Source organism: Amycolatopsis sp. NPDC049253, from assembly GCF_040678995.1.
Classification (GTDB): Bacteria; Actinomycetota; Actinomycetes; order Mycobacteriales; family Pseudonocardiaceae; genus Amycolatopsis.
The window spans coordinates 163918-177523 of the sequence record NZ_JBFAQX010000002.1; the positions used below are offsets into that span (position 1 = coordinate 163918).

Consider the following 13606-nt stretch of genomic DNA (forward strand, 5'->3'; position numbering starts at 1 on the left):
CATGCAGGTCGTCATCCGCGCCTTGTCCGTGCTGCGGGCCCTCGCGACGAAGGGCAAGGGCGCCACGCTCCAGGAGCTGCACGAGGAGCTCGACATCCCCGTGGGCAGCGCGCACCGCGTGCTCACCACGCTGGTGGAGGAGAACTTCGTGACCCGCTCCCCCACCAACAAGCGCTACTTCCTCGGTCCGGCCGCGCGCCAGCTCGGCGAGCCGGCGCCGCACCGGACGGCGCTGCTGGCCAACCCGCACCAGGCGGTGGTCGACGCCGCCGAAGCGAGCGGCGAGACGGTGTTCCTCACCGAGCTCATCGGCGCCCGCGCGGTGTGCGTCGCGCTGGTGGAGGGCCGCCACCCGCTGCGGCTGTTCGTGCGCATCGGGCAGGAGATGCCGCTGCACGCGGCCGCGTCGAGCCGTTCGCTGCTGGCCTACCTGCCGGAGCCCGCGGCCCGGCGGGTGCTCGAAACCCAGTCGCTCGACGCGTTCACCCCGGACACGCCGACCACAGTGGACGAACTCGTCGAGCACCTCGCCCTCGTGCGGGCCCGCGGGTACGACATCTGCGACGACGAGCTCGACCGCGGCGTGTGGGCCGTGGCCGCCCCGATCTTCACCTCCACGGGCGCGGTGGCCGCGAGCGTCACGCTGGCCGCGGCCGGCAACCGCATGCGCGAAGGCGGCGCGCGCACGGTGGCGACGGACGCCGTCCTCACCGCCGCGCGCGAGCTGTCCGCCGAGCTCGGTTTCGCCGGCGCCGAACCCACCACGGCGGTCGGCGGACCGGCGAGGAGCGCCCGATGAGCCTCGAGGGCGACCTGGCCACGGCCACCGACACCACCACCGTCTTCCTCGACGCCGAACGGCGGCGCGGCGAGCTGCGCGCGGATCTCGCGGCGATCGGCGGCGCGTTCACCACGCGGCCGTCGATCCTGCGCCGAGCGGCGGCGTTGCTCGCCGAGGAACTGCCCACGGCGACCGATCGCCTGGTCACCACCGGCACCGCCGACGCCGTCGCGGTCACCACGGCGCTGGCGTTGCACACCGGCCTGCCGTTCGCGGTGGACGCCGGCGAGGTGCACCGGGGCGACCGCGTCGCCGTCGTCACGCCGATCGCCGACGACCCGGCCGCCACCCCGGCCGACGCCAGTGCCGCGGCGCTGGCCGGCCGCGTCCGCGCGGCGGGCGCCGAGCCCGTCGTCGTGCTCAGCGTGCTCGCGCCCGACGGCACCCCTGCCCTCGCGGGCACTCGAACCCCTTCGGAGAACCCGTCATGACCACTCCCGTCCAGGACGCCGGCGCCGCCGTGCGCAAGCTCGGCGTCAGCCCCGACACCTACGGCCCCTCACTCGACACGCCCACCGATCCCGCCGCGACCGAGGTGGTCGGCGCCGCGCTGGCGGAGCTGCTCACCACGCGGCCGCTCGACCAGGTCGCGGTGTGGCACGGCGCCGACGACGCCGTGCTCGCCCACGTCGTCGCCCGGCGGCTGGGCGCCACGGTGACCCGCGCGTCCGAGCTCGAAGGCGTCGTCGGCTTCCACCCCCCGGTCGCGGCCGGGGCGCGGATCGCGCTGGTCGGCACCGCGTGGGAACCCGCGCGGCTGCGGACACTGCTGAACCTCGCGGCGACCGCGCGCGCCGAAGTCGTCGCGGTGGCGGCGGTTCTCGCCACGCCCGCGCTCGCCGAGGTCACGGGCACGCCGACGGCAGCGCTGCTCACCGAGCTGCCCGGCGGCCCGCGATGACCGCGTCCGCTGTGGACATCCGGCTGCGCGCCGACGCGGACCGGATCGCGCACTGGCTCGACACGTTCGCCGCGCTGTCCGAACCGGACTCCGGCCCGGGCGTGACCCGGCTCGCGCACACCCCGCTCGAACGCCGTGCGCACGCGCTGTTCGGCGAGTACGTCAGCGGGCTCGGCCTCGCCGTGCGCACCGACGCCGCGGGCAACACGATCGCCGAGCTCCCCGGTACCGTGGCGAGCGCGCCCGCGCTGGGCACCGGCTCGCACCTCGACAGCGTGCCCAACGCCGGCGCGTTCGACGGCATCGCCGGCGTGGTCGCGGCCATGGAGACCGCGCGGCTCTACACCGAGCACGACGTGCGCCTGGCCCACCCCGTGCGGTTCGTCGTGTTCGCCGCCGAGGAGGGCGCGCGCTTCGGCCAGGCGTGCACCGGCAGCCGCGTCGTCGCCGGGCTCACGGGAGCCGAAGACCTGGAGACAAAGGTCGATGCCGACGGTGTGAGCCTGGCCGACGCGATGCGCTCGGTCGGCCTCGACCCCGAGGGGGCGGCCGGCGCGCGCTGGCGGCCCGAGGACTGGGCCGCGTTCCTGGAGCTGCACATCGAACAGGGCAGCGTGCTCGAGTCGACGGGCCTGCCGCTCGGCGTCGTCGACCTCATCTCCGGCAGCACCCGGCTGCGCCTCGACCTCACCGGCCGCGCGTCGCACACCGGCGGCACGCCCATGCACCAGCGCGCCGACGCGCTGGCCGCCGCGGCCGAAATCGTCTTGCTGATCGAGGCCATCGCCACCGACAGCCGCCACCACGGCACCCGCGCGACCGTCGGGCGGCTCGACTCCGCGCCCGGCTCCATCACGACGATCGCGGGTCAGGCGCAGCTGCACGTCGACGTGCGTGACGTCGACAGCGACCGCCAGCGCCAGACCGCCGCGGAGATCGTCGAGCGCGCCCACGCCCTCGCCGCGCGCCGCGGAATCGGCTTCAGCGCCCACACGCTCGCCGACGCCTCCCCCGTATTGCTGCCCCGCCGCGTCACCGACGTCGTCGCGGCCACGTGCGCCGAACTCGGCTTCGCGCACCGCGTGCTGCCCAGCGGCGCCAGCCACGACGCGCAGATGGTCAACCACGTCACGCCGACCGGCATGCTCTTCGTGCCCAGCCGCGACGGCGTGAGCCACAGCCCCGACGAGTGGACCGACGTCGCCGACCTCGTCGTCGGCACCGAAGTGCTCGCCCACAGCCTCGTCCGGCTCGACACCGCGTTTCCCGCCGCGGGATCGGAGCAGTCATGACCACCACCGAAACCCGGGCCGTCCGCGACCACGTGACGCCCCTGCCCTACACCGGCCCCGTCCCGGCCCCGACGTGGCACCACGCGGAAGTGCTGGAGCACCGGCCGGAAGCCGACCGCTACCAGTACCTGCGCCTGCACGCGCCGAGCATCGCGCGCACCGCGGCGGCCGGGCAGTTCGTGATGCTCACGGCCGCGCGTCAAGGCGAACGCGGCCCCGTGCTGCCCCGGCCGATGGCGATCTACCGCCGCGACGCCGAAGCAGGCACGGTCGAAGTCGTCTACGGCGTGGTCGGCGACGGCACGCGCAAGCTCACGACGTTCGCCGCGGGCGAGACGATGCTCGTGGTCGGCCCGCTCGGCCGCGGGTTCCACGTGCCCGCGGACACTACGCGCGTGCTGCTGGTCGGGCGCGGCATCGGCACCTGCTCGCTCACCACCGTCGCACAGGACCTCGCGGGCAGCGGCACCGGGCTGGTCGCCGTCGCGAGTGGACGGACGCCGCACGCCGTCATCGGCGCGGACTTCTACCACGAGTGCGGCGCCGAGCGCGTGCTCACCGTGACCGACGCCCAGGGCACCAGCGAAATCACGCGCCTGCGCGCGCAGCTGACGTCTGCTTTGGACAGTGCGCCGCCGCAGCGGATCCTCACGTGCGGCTCCGACCGCCTGGCGTGGCTGTGCCGGGAGCTGGCCGACCGCTGGGGCGCCGAGGTGCAGGTGTCGCTGGAAGCGCACATGGCGTGCGGCCTCGGCTACTGCCACGGCTGCGCCACCGGAACCCGCGGCGGGCCCGAGGAATCGCCGTTGATCTGCAAGGACGGCCCCGTGTTCCGGCTGCAGGTGCCCGCATGAGCCCGCTCACGCAGGCCCCGCTCGGCCACGCGGTGCTCACCGGCGTGGCCCCGTTCGGCGGCACCCCGATCGACCTCGTGGTGCGCGACGGCCGCATCGCCGAGCTGCGGCCGCGTGGCAGCGCCGACGAGCCGAACCGGTTCGACGCCGACGGTCTCGTGCTGCTGCCCGCGTTCGTCGACCTGCACACGCACCTGCGCGAGCCCGGCGGCGAGGACGCCGAAACCATCGCCAGCGGCACCGCCGCGGCGGCGGCCGGCGGGTACTCCGACGTGTTCGCCATGGCCAACTGCAGCCCGGTCACCGACTCGCCCGAGCGCATCCGTCACGTGCTCGACCTGGCCGAGCGCACCGCGTCGTGCCGCGTGCACGCCGTCGGCGCCATCACCGAAGGCCTTGCGGGACAACGCCTCGCACCCCTGGAAGCCATGGCCGCGGCCGGCGCGCGCGTGTTTTCCGACGACGGCCGCTGCGTCGACGATCCGGTGCTGGTGCGCGACGCCCTCGAGCTGACCAAGCGGACCGGCACGGTGCTCGCCCAGCACGCCCAGTCGGGCCCGCTCGCCGGCGCCGGCCAGATCAACGCGGGCCGCGCGGCCGAGCGCACCGGGCTGCCACCGTGGCCGGCGACGGGCGAGGAAACCGTGGTGGCGCGCGACATCGTGCTCGCCGCCGACGCCGAGGCGCCGCTGCACGTCTGCCACGTGTCGACGGCGCGCTCGGTCGCGCTCGTGCGGTGGGCCAAGGAGCAGGGCTGGGCCGTGAGCGCGGAGGTCACGCCGCACCACCTGCTGCTCACCGACGGCGAGGCCGCGAGCGCGGACACGAAGTTCAAGGTCAACCCGCCGCTGCGGTCTCCCAGCGACGTCCGGGCGCTGCGGGCCGCCCTGCTCGACGGAACGATCGACGCCGTCGCCACCGACCACGCCCCGCACCTCGCCGAGGCGAAGGCCGCCGACTGGTGCGGGGCGCCGTTCGGGATGACCGGGCTGGAGACCGCGCTGGCCGTGGTCTCGGAGGTGCTGCACACCAGCCGCGGCGTCGACTGGGCACTGGTGGCCGACCGCATGTCCCACGCCCCGGCCCGCATCGGCGGCATCGCCGCGTCCGCCGGCCGCCCGATCGCCGTCGGCGAGCCGGCCACGTTCACCCTCGTCGACTCGCGGGCCGGCTGGACGGTCGACCCCGCCGACACCGCCGGCCGTTCGCACAACACCCCGTTCGGGGGCCTGTCCTTCACCCACCGGCCCGTGGCGACGGTCGTCGCCGGGGCGGTGACCGCCGACCGCGGCGGGTTGTTCACCAGGAGTGCCCGATGACCACCACCCGCACCGAAGCGGACCTGCTCGGCGAGCTGGCCGTGCCCGCCGACGCGTACTACGGCGTGCACACCCGCCGCGCCATGGCCAACTTCCCGATCAGCGGGCTGCCGCTCTCGACCCACCCCGAGCTCGTGGTCGCGCTGGCCCGTGTGAAGCACGCCGCCGCCCTGGCCAACCACGACGTCGGCCTCCTGTCCGCCGACAAGACCGCCGCGATCGTCGCCGCGTGCGAGGAGATCGAGGCCGGCCGGCTGCACGAGCAGTTCACCGTGGACGTGATCCAGGGCGGCGCGGGCACGTCGTCGAACATGAACGTGAACGAGGTCGTGACGAACCGGGCGCTGGAGATCCTCGGGCACCCGCGCGGGGACTACGCGCGGCTGCACCCGATCGACGACGTGAACCTCGGCCAGTCCACCAACGACGTCTACCCCACCGCCGTGAAGCTCGCGGTGCACGCCGCCGCGACCGACCTGCTCGGCGCCATGGCCGAGCTGCGCGGCGCGCTGTCCGCCAAGGGCGACGAATTCGCCGACGTCGTGAAGATCGGGCGCACCCAGCTGCAGGACGCCGTGCCGATGACGCTGGGCCGCGAGTTCACCGCGTTCGCCGTGACGCTCGGCGAGGACGAGCAGCGGCTGGCCGAAGCGCTCACGCTGCTGACCGAGATCAACCTGGGCGGCACCGCGATCGGCACGGGGCTCAACGCGCACCCCGGCTACGCGCGCCTGGCGTGCGAGCACCTCGCGCGGCTCACCGGGACCCCGCTCGTCACCGCCACCGACCTCGTGGAGGCGACGGCCGACGTCGGGGTGTTCGTGCAGCTGTCCGGCGTGCTCAAGCGCGTGGCGGTGAAACTTTCCAAGACCTGCAACGATCTTCGCCTGCTGTCCTCGGGTCCGCAGGCCGGGCTCAACGAGCTGCGGCTGCCGAAGGTGCAGGCCGGGTCGAGCATCATGCCGGGCAAGGTCAACCCCGTGATCCCCGAGGTGGTCAACCAGATCGCGTTCGAGGTGATCGGCAACGACACCACTGTCACGCTCGCCGCCGAGGCCGGGCAGCTGCAGCTCAACGCCTTCGAGCCGATCATCGCCCACTCGCTGCTGAAGTCGCTGCACCACCTGCGCACCGGCGCGCAGACGCTGGCGCGCCGCTGCGTCACCGGCATCACGGCCAACACCGAGCACCTGCGCCGCCAGGTCCGCGAGTCGATCGGCCTCGTCACGGCCCTGAACCCGGTGATCGGCTACGAGGCGGCGAGTGCGCTGGCGAAGCAGGCTTCGGCCACCGGCCGCTCGATCCACGAGCTCGTGGTCGACGCCGGACTGCTCACCGCCGAGCAGCTCGACACGCTGCTGGGCCTGCCGGCCACCGCCGCCGGGTGACACCCCGGACGGCACCGCGGCCCGACACCGTGGCGACGGCCGTCGTTTACCCTTCGTTTACCTGGGCGTACTGCAATGAAACCTCCATCGGGTGACAGCAGGAGGCTTCATGAGCACGCAAACCCTCGGAGCCTTGCCGCCGGACACCCACTTCGGGCAGCTGGAAGACCGCCTCAGCCGAGACTTCGCCACCGTCGGCGCCGAGTCCGTGCACGACCTCGTCGAGCGCGAACGGGCCCGCTTCACCGACGCGCCGATCCAGGCGTTCGTGCCGATCCTGGTCGAGCGCGCCGTCCGGGCCGCGCTGGGCAGCGGGCAGCTCGCCTGAACGCGGCTGTGAAAATTCAGCACCCGCCACCGTCCACTGTGCACTGACCGTCCGGTGCGGCGACCCGGAGCCGTTGCTCTGTAGGCTGCTGGGTCGTGACCGCCCACGACGAACGGACCGACTCGCTCAGCGCTCGCGTCGAGGAGCGGCTCGCCGGGCTTTCCCCGGCCGAGCAGCGCGTGGCGGAGTACCTGCGCAGCCACCAGCAGGCGATCCTGCTGTCCACGGCCGGTGACCTCGGGGTGCTGAGCGGCACCAGCGACGCGACGGTCGTCCGCGCCGTGAAGGCCCTCGGCTATTCCGGCCTGCCGGAGCTCAAGCGCGTGGTGGGCCGCTACGTCGTCGGCGACACGAACCCGGCCACGCGGCTGCGCGAGCGCATCGAGCGGACCGGCGGCGACACCGACGCCCTGCTCGACCAGGTGCTCACCGAGTCGGTCGAGCGGCTCACGGAGACGCGCCGGCTGCTGGCCGACCCCGAGTTCACCGCGGCCGTCGACCTGCTGGACTCCGCGGCCGAGGTGCTCGGGTACGGCCTCGGCCCGTCCGAGCTGCCGATGCAGTACCTGGTGACCCGCCTGCACCGGCTCGGCCGCCGGGCCTGGAGCACCTCGGCCACGGGGTTCCGGCTCGCCGACGACCTGGTGCGCCTCAAGGAGAACGACGTCGTGGTGCTGTGCGTGCCCGACCGGCTGCTGCACGACGTCAAGACGCTCGTCGAGCACGCGCGCGCGGTCGGCGCGCGCGTGCTGCTCGTGACCAACTCCTTACGGCCCACGCTCGGCGACCAGGTCGAGGTCGTCCTCACCGCCGTGCACTCCGTGAGCGGCCTGACGCACGAGGGACTCGGTGCGACGCTGGTCGTCGACTGCCTGATGGCCGGGCTGGCGCGCAAGGACCCGGCGGCCGTTTCGGACAACAACGACCTGCTCACCGCCTTGCGCACCGCCCTCGTGCCCCGCGACATGCGGGCGCGGTGGCCCGGCCGGGAATGACCCGGGCTCAGCGGCCCATCTCGGCCGCCCGGTCGCGGGCCGCCTCGATCGCCGCCATCACCGCGGCGCGCACCCCGCGTTCCTCGAACTGCCGGATCGCGGCGATCGTCGCCCCGCCCGGACTCGTCACGGCCGCGCGCATGCGCACCGCGTCGGCGTCCGGGACCTGGAGCATCTCGGCGGCGCCGGCGGCGTTGGCCTTCACGAGCTCCTCGGCCAGCGGGCGCGGCAGGCCGAGCAGGATCCCGGCTTCGATCAGCGCTTCGGTGAGGAAGAAGTAGTACGCCGGCCCGCTGCCCGACAGCGCGGTGATGGCGTCCATGCGCGTCTCCTCGACGCGCACGACCTTGCCCACCGGCTCGAACAGCGACTGCGCGTAGTCGAGCTCGGCCTCACCGGCGTACGTGCCCGCGCTGATCGCCACCACCCCGCGACCGACGGAGACGGGCGTGTTGGGCATGCAGCGCACGACCGGCGGCTTGCCCGGCAGCAGCGCTTCGAGGCGCGAGGTGCGCACCCCGCCGACGGCCGAGACGAAGAGCTGGTTGTCGTTCACGTCGTCCGCGACCGCGGCGAACAGGTCGTCGACGTGGTACGGCTTCACCGTGAGCAGCACGGTTTCCGCCGTGCGGATCGCGGGGCCGGCGTCCGCCGTGGTGGCCACGCCGTAACGCTCGCGCAGGTACGCCGCGCGCTCGTCGGCGAGCTCGACCACGACGACCTCGCCCGCCGTGAACCTCGGTTCGGTGCCGGCGAGCAGTCCGGCGAGCAGCGCCTCGCCCATGTTGCCGCCGCCGATGATGGCCAGTTTCGTCATCGCAGGGTGAACCCCGTTCCCAGTTCGTCGGCTGGGTCGAGCGTGAACACGCTCTCGCCGGTCAGGTGTGCGGTGCCTTCGATCTCTGTCGCGACGCTGCCGTCGGCGCCGGTCGACAGGATCCGGCCGGTGAAGGTGGTGCCGATGATCGAGCCGTGGGTGAGCACGTCGCCCTCGCGCAGCCGGCCCTCGGCCGCGAGCAGCGCAAGACGCGCGGAAGTGCCGGAGCCACAAGGGGAACGGTCGACCTGACCGTCGGCGAACACGGTCACGTTGCGCTGGTGCGGTCCGGTCGCGGTGTCGCCGAGGTCGTCGTAGAGGATCACGCCGTAGACGCCGCCGAGCCGGCGGTCCGCGGAGTATCGCGCCCACTCGGTACCGCTGAGCGCGGCCTTGACCTCGCGGCCGGCGGCCACGAGGTCAGCTTGGTGCTCGGGGACCACCGCGAGGCCGAACGCGGAAGCCGGCACGCACGCGTAGATCGCGCCGCTGTAGGCGAGATCGACCGTGACCGGGCCGCTTTTCGTGCTGACCTCGACGCCGCGGCCGAGCACGGTCGTGTCGACGTTGCGGAAGGCCACCGTCCGCACCCCGCCGCCCTCGCACGTCACGGCGGCGGTGACGCGGCCGGACGGGACGTCCATCGGCACCTCGGTCACGCCGTCGGCCGCCGCTTCGACGCGGCCGGTGCGCACGGCCCACGCGCCGAGCGCGATCGTGCCGTGCCCGCAGGCGGTCGAGTAGCCCTCACGGTGCCAGAACAGCACGCCGAACAACGACCCCTCGGTCTGCGGCGGCACCAGGAAGCAGCCGTACATCGCGGAATGCCCGCGCGGCTCGCGCACGAGCAGCTCGCGCACCGCGTCGATGCCCGGCGTCGACCGCGCGGCCTCGCGCCGTTCGAGCACCGTCGTGCCGGGAATCTCCGGCGCCCCACCGGTGACGATGCGGAAGGGCTCCCCGGCAGTGTGGTAGTCGGTGACGGTCACCGCGTCCACTGTGGACCATCCAGCCTCGTTGTAGTATTCATGACAGCAGACAGTACATGGTAGTTTTCACTACGGGAAGACCTGTGCGCGCGGTCACCGTCGCCACCCGCCCGGAATACTATTCGTGCACGAATAGTTGAACCGGCCATGAAGACTTCCGTGCTCGCCCGGCACCGCTGGTGGTGGCAGCCTCTGGGGATCTCCCTGCTGCTGGTGCTCGTGTTCATCGGCCTCTACGTGGGGTTCCAGCGCAGCCCGCGGCCCTACCAGGTGCCCGTCGCGGTGGCCGGGACCTCGCTGCAAGCGCAGTTCGCCGGGGCGACCGGGCAGGCCGTGGCCGTCGTGCCCGTCGCGGACCAGGCCGCGGGCGACGCGCTGCTGCGCCACGGCGACGCCGTCGCGACACTGACCGACCAGGCCGGGCGCCTGCGGCTGGACGTCGCCGGCGCGAGCGGCGCCACGACCGTGTCGGCGGCCGAGAAGCTGGTGACCGCGTTCGCGCAGCACCGGGGGCAGCCGCTGGTGGTCACCGACGTGCTGCCGCTCTCGCCGTTCGACAGCAAGGGGATGTCGGGCTTCTACGTGGCCTTCGGCGTCACGCTGTCGTCGTTCGCTCTCGCGCAGAACCTGCTCGCGGCCGCGCGGCGCGTCCGGCTGCGCCACCGCATGGCGGCGCTCGTGGGGTTCGCGGTGCTGTCCGGGATCGTCGCGGCCACGCTGGCCGGGCCGGTGCTCGGCGCGCTGCCCGCACCGTTCGTGCCGCTCGCGCTGACGCTCGGCCTTCTCTCGGCCGCGACGGCACTGGCGACCAAGGCGCTCGGCACGTGGTTCGGCGCGATCGGCATCCCGATTTCGACGTTGCTGCTGCTGACCGTGGGCAACTCGACGAGCGGCGGCGTGCTCGGCGTGAATCTGCTGCCGGAACCGGCGCGGTGGGTGTCGGCCGCCCTGCCGCCGGGCGCGGCGGTGCGCGCGCTGTCGGACCTCGACTACTTCCACGGCGCCCACCTGCTGGTGCCGGTCCTCACCCTGCTGGCGTGGTCCGCGGGTGCCGCTTTCCTGATCCACGTGCGGGAACGCGGCCGTACCACCTTCGCCGAGCCGGCGCCGACCGGGGAGATCTCGGGTTACGTCAGCGCCCCGGCGGTCCTCGTCGTGACGGATCCGCAGGGCGCCGTCACGGCTCGGTCGGACACCGACGGCCGCGGCCGGTTCCACCTGACCGGCCTGGCGCCCGGCGCCGTGACGCTGACCGCCGTCGCCGAGGGGTTCCTGCCGCGGACGCGGGCGCTGACGGTGCCGCCGAGTGGCGCCACGACCGTGGACCTCACCCTGGCGCCCGCATACGCCCGCGCCGCATGAGGCAGCCTTGAGCCATGGACACCGGACCGGACCACGACGTCGAGCGCGGCGAGCGCCCGCTCGGCGACGCTCCGCTGTACCTGCTGCGCCAGGCGCTGCGCACCTACACCGCGCGCTGGCAGGACACCGTGCGCGAGCTGACGCCGCCGCAGTACGTCGCGCTGCGGGTGCTGCGGGCCTCGCCCGATCTCGACCAGGCGGCGCTGGCCGAGGCGACGCGCATCGACACGGCCACGCTCACCCCGTTGCTCGCGCGGCTCGAGGAGCGCGGCTACGTCGTGCGGCGCGTCGACCCGGGCAACCGCCGCCGCAAGCTGCTGCGGATCACCGAGGACGGGGCCGGGGTGCTGCGCCGGGTCGCGCCGCTCGTCGCCGAGACCGAGGACACGTTGCTGGGTGAGCTGAGCGCGGAGCAGCGCACGGCGTTCACCGACGTGCTGCGGAGGATCGCGCACGCCTGAGCGATGTCCCTATCGGTGGGGTTCGTGGCCCGTCCGGGCACGGCGAAGGAGGGCTCGCGCGCGGCAAGCTGCGGTCACCACACCGTTTCTCACCCAGGGAGTCGTGATGACCGAGACGATCGCCGGGATCACCGTGCCGGACACCGACCTCGTCACCGAGGTGACGTCGCTGATCCGCGAGAAGTCCACCGAACTGCTGTTCAACCACTCGCGCCGCGTGTTCCTCTTCGGCAGCCTGCAGGCGCGCGCCCTCGGCATCGACCCCGACCCGGAGCTGCTGTACGTCGCCGCGCTGTTCCACGACACCGGCCTCGTGCCGCCGTGGCGCAGCGAGCAGCAGCGCTTCGAGATCGACGGCGCCGACCAGGCCCGGGAGTTCCTGCTCGCCCACGGCCGTCCAGCCGCCGACGCCGACCTGGTCTGGACGGCCATCGCACTGCACACCACGCCCGAGGTGCCCTACCGCATGGCGCCCGAGATCGCCGCCACCACCGCCGGCGTCGAGACCGACGTGCTGGGCCTGCACCTGGACCGCGTGTCCGGCGAGAACATCGCCGCCGTGACCGCCGCGCACCCGCGCCCGGACTTCAAGCGCCGGATCCTGCAGGCGTTCAAGGACGGGTTCGCCCACCGTCCCGACTCGACGTTCGGCACCGTCAACGCCGACGTGCTGGAGCACTTCCTGCCCGGCTTCAAGCACACCGACTTCGTCGACGTCATCGAGAACTCCGACTGGAAAGAGTGACGCCGCCGGCCGCTGCCGTGCGCCGGAGAGGACACGGTGGCGGCCAAAACGCTTGCGCGATAACCCCGACTGCTGTCATGATCGCGGTATGTCTGAAGGAAAGGGCGTGCTCGCCCTCGCGCGGTGACCGCGCCCCGCGGGCCGGGAGCCCGCGTTCCGGAACACCCTGAAATCCTTGACCCGCAACGGGTTCGGTGGCAGCTCGCCGAGGCCGCCCGTGCGGAATGGCTCGGCCACGCCCTGTCGTGCGAGCCCGCCGACCGGCCGGCCGCGGAAGCGGCGATCGGCGCGCTCTACGAGCTCGTCGATCAGCCTCCCCCGACGTTCGTGTGGGTCGATTCCCCTGCTGCGGCGATGAAGCTCCTACCACCGAACCGGCCACTGTCAGCGGTGTCGCCGACCTGGCTGGAAAGCCGCCTCGCCAACGCGTTGTCGGGCCTGCGCGCCCGGTTGAACCGCAGGATCGGCTTCTCCGACAACTTGTGGCGGCCGTCCGTCCTGCCCGAAGATCCCTCGGAAGCGCTCGATCGCGGCCTCTTCGACTCGTTGCTGGCCTCAGGAATCCGCGGGTCGGTGCGGCGCAGCATCCTCGATTCCGTCGCCGGCACGATCAAGGCCGAACTGCGCGCACCGACCGGGATCGGCTGGTACGGCCAGCACGAGGCCCACTGGGTGGCGCACTACGACGCCCACCGCCGGCTCGGTGTCCACTTCGGACCCGAACCCGAACGGCAGCTGGACCTGTGGGCGGAAACCGTGCGCTCGTGCGGCTGGTGGTGGCCCCGCGACGACGTGTGCGTGCTCACCGAGCGCCCGGTCGTCGTCCGCACCGAACCCGTGCCCGGATCCGCGTACGGCGAGGTGCGGACGCATGCCGCCGACGGACCGGCCATCGCCTATCCCGACGGCTGGCGCGCCTATGCGTGGCACGGCACCCCGGTGCCGGCGTGGGTGATCGAAGACGTGACGGCCGATGCCATCAACACCGAGCGCAACGTCGAGATCCGCCGGTGCGCCGTCGAACGCCTGGGCTGGGACCGCTACATCGAGCGGGCCGGGCTCACGTTCGTCGCCCGGGCACCGGATCCGGGCAACCGGGACTCCGAACTGGTGCTCTACGACGTGCCCCGTGCGCCCGGCACGATCGCGCGCCGGCTGCTGCTCGCCGTCAACGGATCCGTGGAACGCGACGGCACCCGCCGCCGCTACGGCCTGTCCGTGCCGCCGTGGTTCGACGACCCCGTCGACGCCGCCGGCTGGTCCTACGGGCTCACCGGAGCCCGGTACCGCGGCCTGCTGCGCCGCACCTGACCC

The 13606-nt window shown here is 73.5% G+C and carries 15 protein-coding genes; 13 read left to right on the forward strand and 2 right to left on the reverse strand.

Annotated features, from left to right (window positions below; genetic code table 11):
- The first annotated feature begins 1 nt into the window (after position 1).
- From AB0K15_RS05055 to AB0K15_RS05095, 9 genes are all read left to right on the forward strand, one after another.
- Positions 2-799 carry an IclR family transcriptional regulator gene (locus AB0K15_RS05055; protein WP_364045717.1) on the forward strand — a complete coding sequence of 266 codons (798 nt, stop codon included), beginning with the start codon at positions 2-4 and terminating at the stop codon, positions 797-799.
- Positions 796-1272 carry a hypothetical protein gene (locus tag AB0K15_RS05060; RefSeq protein ID WP_364045719.1) on the forward strand — a complete coding sequence of 159 codons (477 nt, stop codon included), beginning with the start codon at positions 796-798 and terminating at the stop codon, positions 1270-1272. Before AB0K15_RS05055 ends, AB0K15_RS05060 begins: the two co-directional genes overlap by 4 nt.
- Positions 1269-1742: a hypothetical protein gene (locus AB0K15_RS05065; protein WP_364045721.1), complete on the forward strand. Its 474-nt coding sequence runs from the start codon at positions 1269-1271 to the stop codon at positions 1740-1742. The genes AB0K15_RS05060 and AB0K15_RS05065 overlap by 4 nt, the downstream gene beginning before the upstream one ends.
- A complete protein-coding gene (locus AB0K15_RS05070) occupies positions 1739-3034 on the forward strand; it encodes a Zn-dependent hydrolase (protein WP_364045723.1) in 1296 nt (431 codons plus the stop codon). Before AB0K15_RS05065 ends, AB0K15_RS05070 begins: the two co-directional genes overlap by 4 nt.
- A complete protein-coding gene (locus AB0K15_RS05075; protein WP_364045725.1) occupies positions 3031-3888 on the forward strand; it encodes a dihydroorotate oxidase electron transfer subunit in 858 nt (285 codons plus the stop codon). The genes AB0K15_RS05070 and AB0K15_RS05075 overlap by 4 nt, the downstream gene beginning before the upstream one ends.
- On the forward strand, positions 3885-5207 hold the full coding sequence (locus AB0K15_RS05080; RefSeq protein ID WP_364045727.1) for a dihydroorotase: 1323 nt from the start codon (positions 3885-3887) through the stop codon (positions 5205-5207). The genes AB0K15_RS05075 and AB0K15_RS05080 overlap by 4 nt, the downstream gene beginning before the upstream one ends.
- On the forward strand, positions 5204-6595 hold the full coding sequence (locus AB0K15_RS05085; RefSeq protein ID WP_364045729.1) for an aspartate ammonia-lyase: 1392 nt from the start codon (positions 5204-5206) through the stop codon (positions 6593-6595). The genes AB0K15_RS05080 and AB0K15_RS05085 overlap by 4 nt, the downstream gene beginning before the upstream one ends.
- Positions 6596-6704: 109 nt before the next feature.
- Positions 6705-6923, forward strand: coding sequence for a three-helix bundle dimerization domain-containing protein (locus AB0K15_RS05090; protein WP_364045731.1), 219 nt, complete (start codon positions 6705-6707; stop codon positions 6921-6923).
- Between the two features lie 95 nt (positions 6924-7018).
- Complete coding sequence (locus AB0K15_RS05095) at positions 7019-7918, forward strand: MurR/RpiR family transcriptional regulator (RefSeq protein WP_364045733.1); 900 nt, start codon at positions 7019-7021, stop codon at positions 7916-7918.
- 7 nt (positions 7919-7925) lie between these two features.
- On the opposite strand, the gene proC is transcribed toward AB0K15_RS05095, so the two are convergent.
- A complete protein-coding gene (proC, locus tag AB0K15_RS05100; RefSeq protein ID WP_364045735.1) occupies positions 7926-8735 on the reverse strand; it encodes a pyrroline-5-carboxylate reductase in 810 nt (269 codons plus the stop codon).
- Positions 8732-9724, reverse strand: coding sequence for a proline racemase family protein (locus AB0K15_RS05105; RefSeq protein WP_364045737.1), 993 nt, complete (start codon positions 9722-9724; stop codon positions 8732-8734). The genes proC and AB0K15_RS05105 overlap by 4 nt, the downstream gene beginning before the upstream one ends.
- Positions 9725-9871: 147 nt before the next feature.
- On the opposite strand from AB0K15_RS05105, the gene AB0K15_RS05110 reads away from it, so the two are divergent.
- The 4 genes from AB0K15_RS05110 to AB0K15_RS05125 all read left to right on the forward strand — a co-directional run bounded on the left by AB0K15_RS05110 (position 9872) and on the right by AB0K15_RS05125 (position 13603).
- Positions 9872-11086, forward strand: coding sequence for a carboxypeptidase-like regulatory domain-containing protein (locus tag AB0K15_RS05110; protein WP_364045739.1), 1215 nt, complete (start codon positions 9872-9874; stop codon positions 11084-11086).
- A gap of 14 nt (positions 11087-11100) precedes the next feature.
- Positions 11101-11547, forward strand: a complete 447-nt coding sequence (locus AB0K15_RS05115) for a MarR family transcriptional regulator (RefSeq protein WP_364045741.1) — start codon at positions 11101-11103, stop codon at positions 11545-11547.
- Positions 11548-11653: 106 nt separating this feature from the next.
- A complete protein-coding gene (locus AB0K15_RS05120; RefSeq protein WP_364045743.1) occupies positions 11654-12292 on the forward strand; it encodes an HD domain-containing protein in 639 nt (212 codons plus the stop codon).
- A gap of 123 nt (positions 12293-12415) precedes the next feature.
- Positions 12416-13603, forward strand: a complete 1188-nt coding sequence (locus AB0K15_RS05125) for a DUF6745 domain-containing protein (protein WP_364045745.1) — start codon at positions 12416-12418, stop codon at positions 13601-13603.
- Positions 13604-13606: the final 3 nt, after the last annotated feature.

What these genes read in the sequence shown, in the direction of transcription:
- AB0K15_RS05055 (WP_364045717.1), top strand. Translation starts at nt 2, where the DNA reads ATGCAGGTCGTCATCCGCGCCTTGTCCGTGCTGCGGGCCCTCGCGACG.
- AB0K15_RS05060 (WP_364045719.1), top strand. Translation starts at nt 796, where the DNA reads ATGAGCCTCGAGGGCGACCTGGCCACGGCCACCGACACCACCACCGTC.
- AB0K15_RS05065 (WP_364045721.1), top strand. Translation starts at nt 1,269, where the DNA reads ATGACCACTCCCGTCCAGGACGCCGGCGCCGCCGTGCGCAAGCTCGGC.
- AB0K15_RS05070 (WP_364045723.1), top strand. Translation starts at nt 1,739, where the DNA reads ATGACCGCGTCCGCTGTGGACATCCGGCTGCGCGCCGACGCGGACCGG.
- AB0K15_RS05075 (WP_364045725.1), top strand. Translation starts at nt 3,031, where the DNA reads ATGACCACCACCGAAACCCGGGCCGTCCGCGACCACGTGACGCCCCTG.
- AB0K15_RS05080 (WP_364045727.1), top strand. Translation starts at nt 3,885, where the DNA reads ATGAGCCCGCTCACGCAGGCCCCGCTCGGCCACGCGGTGCTCACCGGC.
- AB0K15_RS05085 (WP_364045729.1), top strand. Translation starts at nt 5,204, where the DNA reads ATGACCACCACCCGCACCGAAGCGGACCTGCTCGGCGAGCTGGCCGTG.
- AB0K15_RS05090 (WP_364045731.1), top strand. Translation starts at nt 6,705, where the DNA reads ATGAGCACGCAAACCCTCGGAGCCTTGCCGCCGGACACCCACTTCGGG.
- proC (WP_364045735.1), bottom strand. Translation starts at nt 8,735, where the DNA reads ATGACGAAACTGGCCATCATCGGCGGCGGCAACATGGGCGAGGCGCTG.
- AB0K15_RS05110 (WP_364045739.1), top strand. Translation starts at nt 9,872, where the DNA reads ATGAAGACTTCCGTGCTCGCCCGGCACCGCTGGTGGTGGCAGCCTCTG.
- AB0K15_RS05115 (WP_364045741.1), top strand. Translation starts at nt 11,101, where the DNA reads ATGGACACCGGACCGGACCACGACGTCGAGCGCGGCGAGCGCCCGCTC.
- AB0K15_RS05120 (WP_364045743.1), top strand. Translation starts at nt 11,654, where the DNA reads ATGACCGAGACGATCGCCGGGATCACCGTGCCGGACACCGACCTCGTC.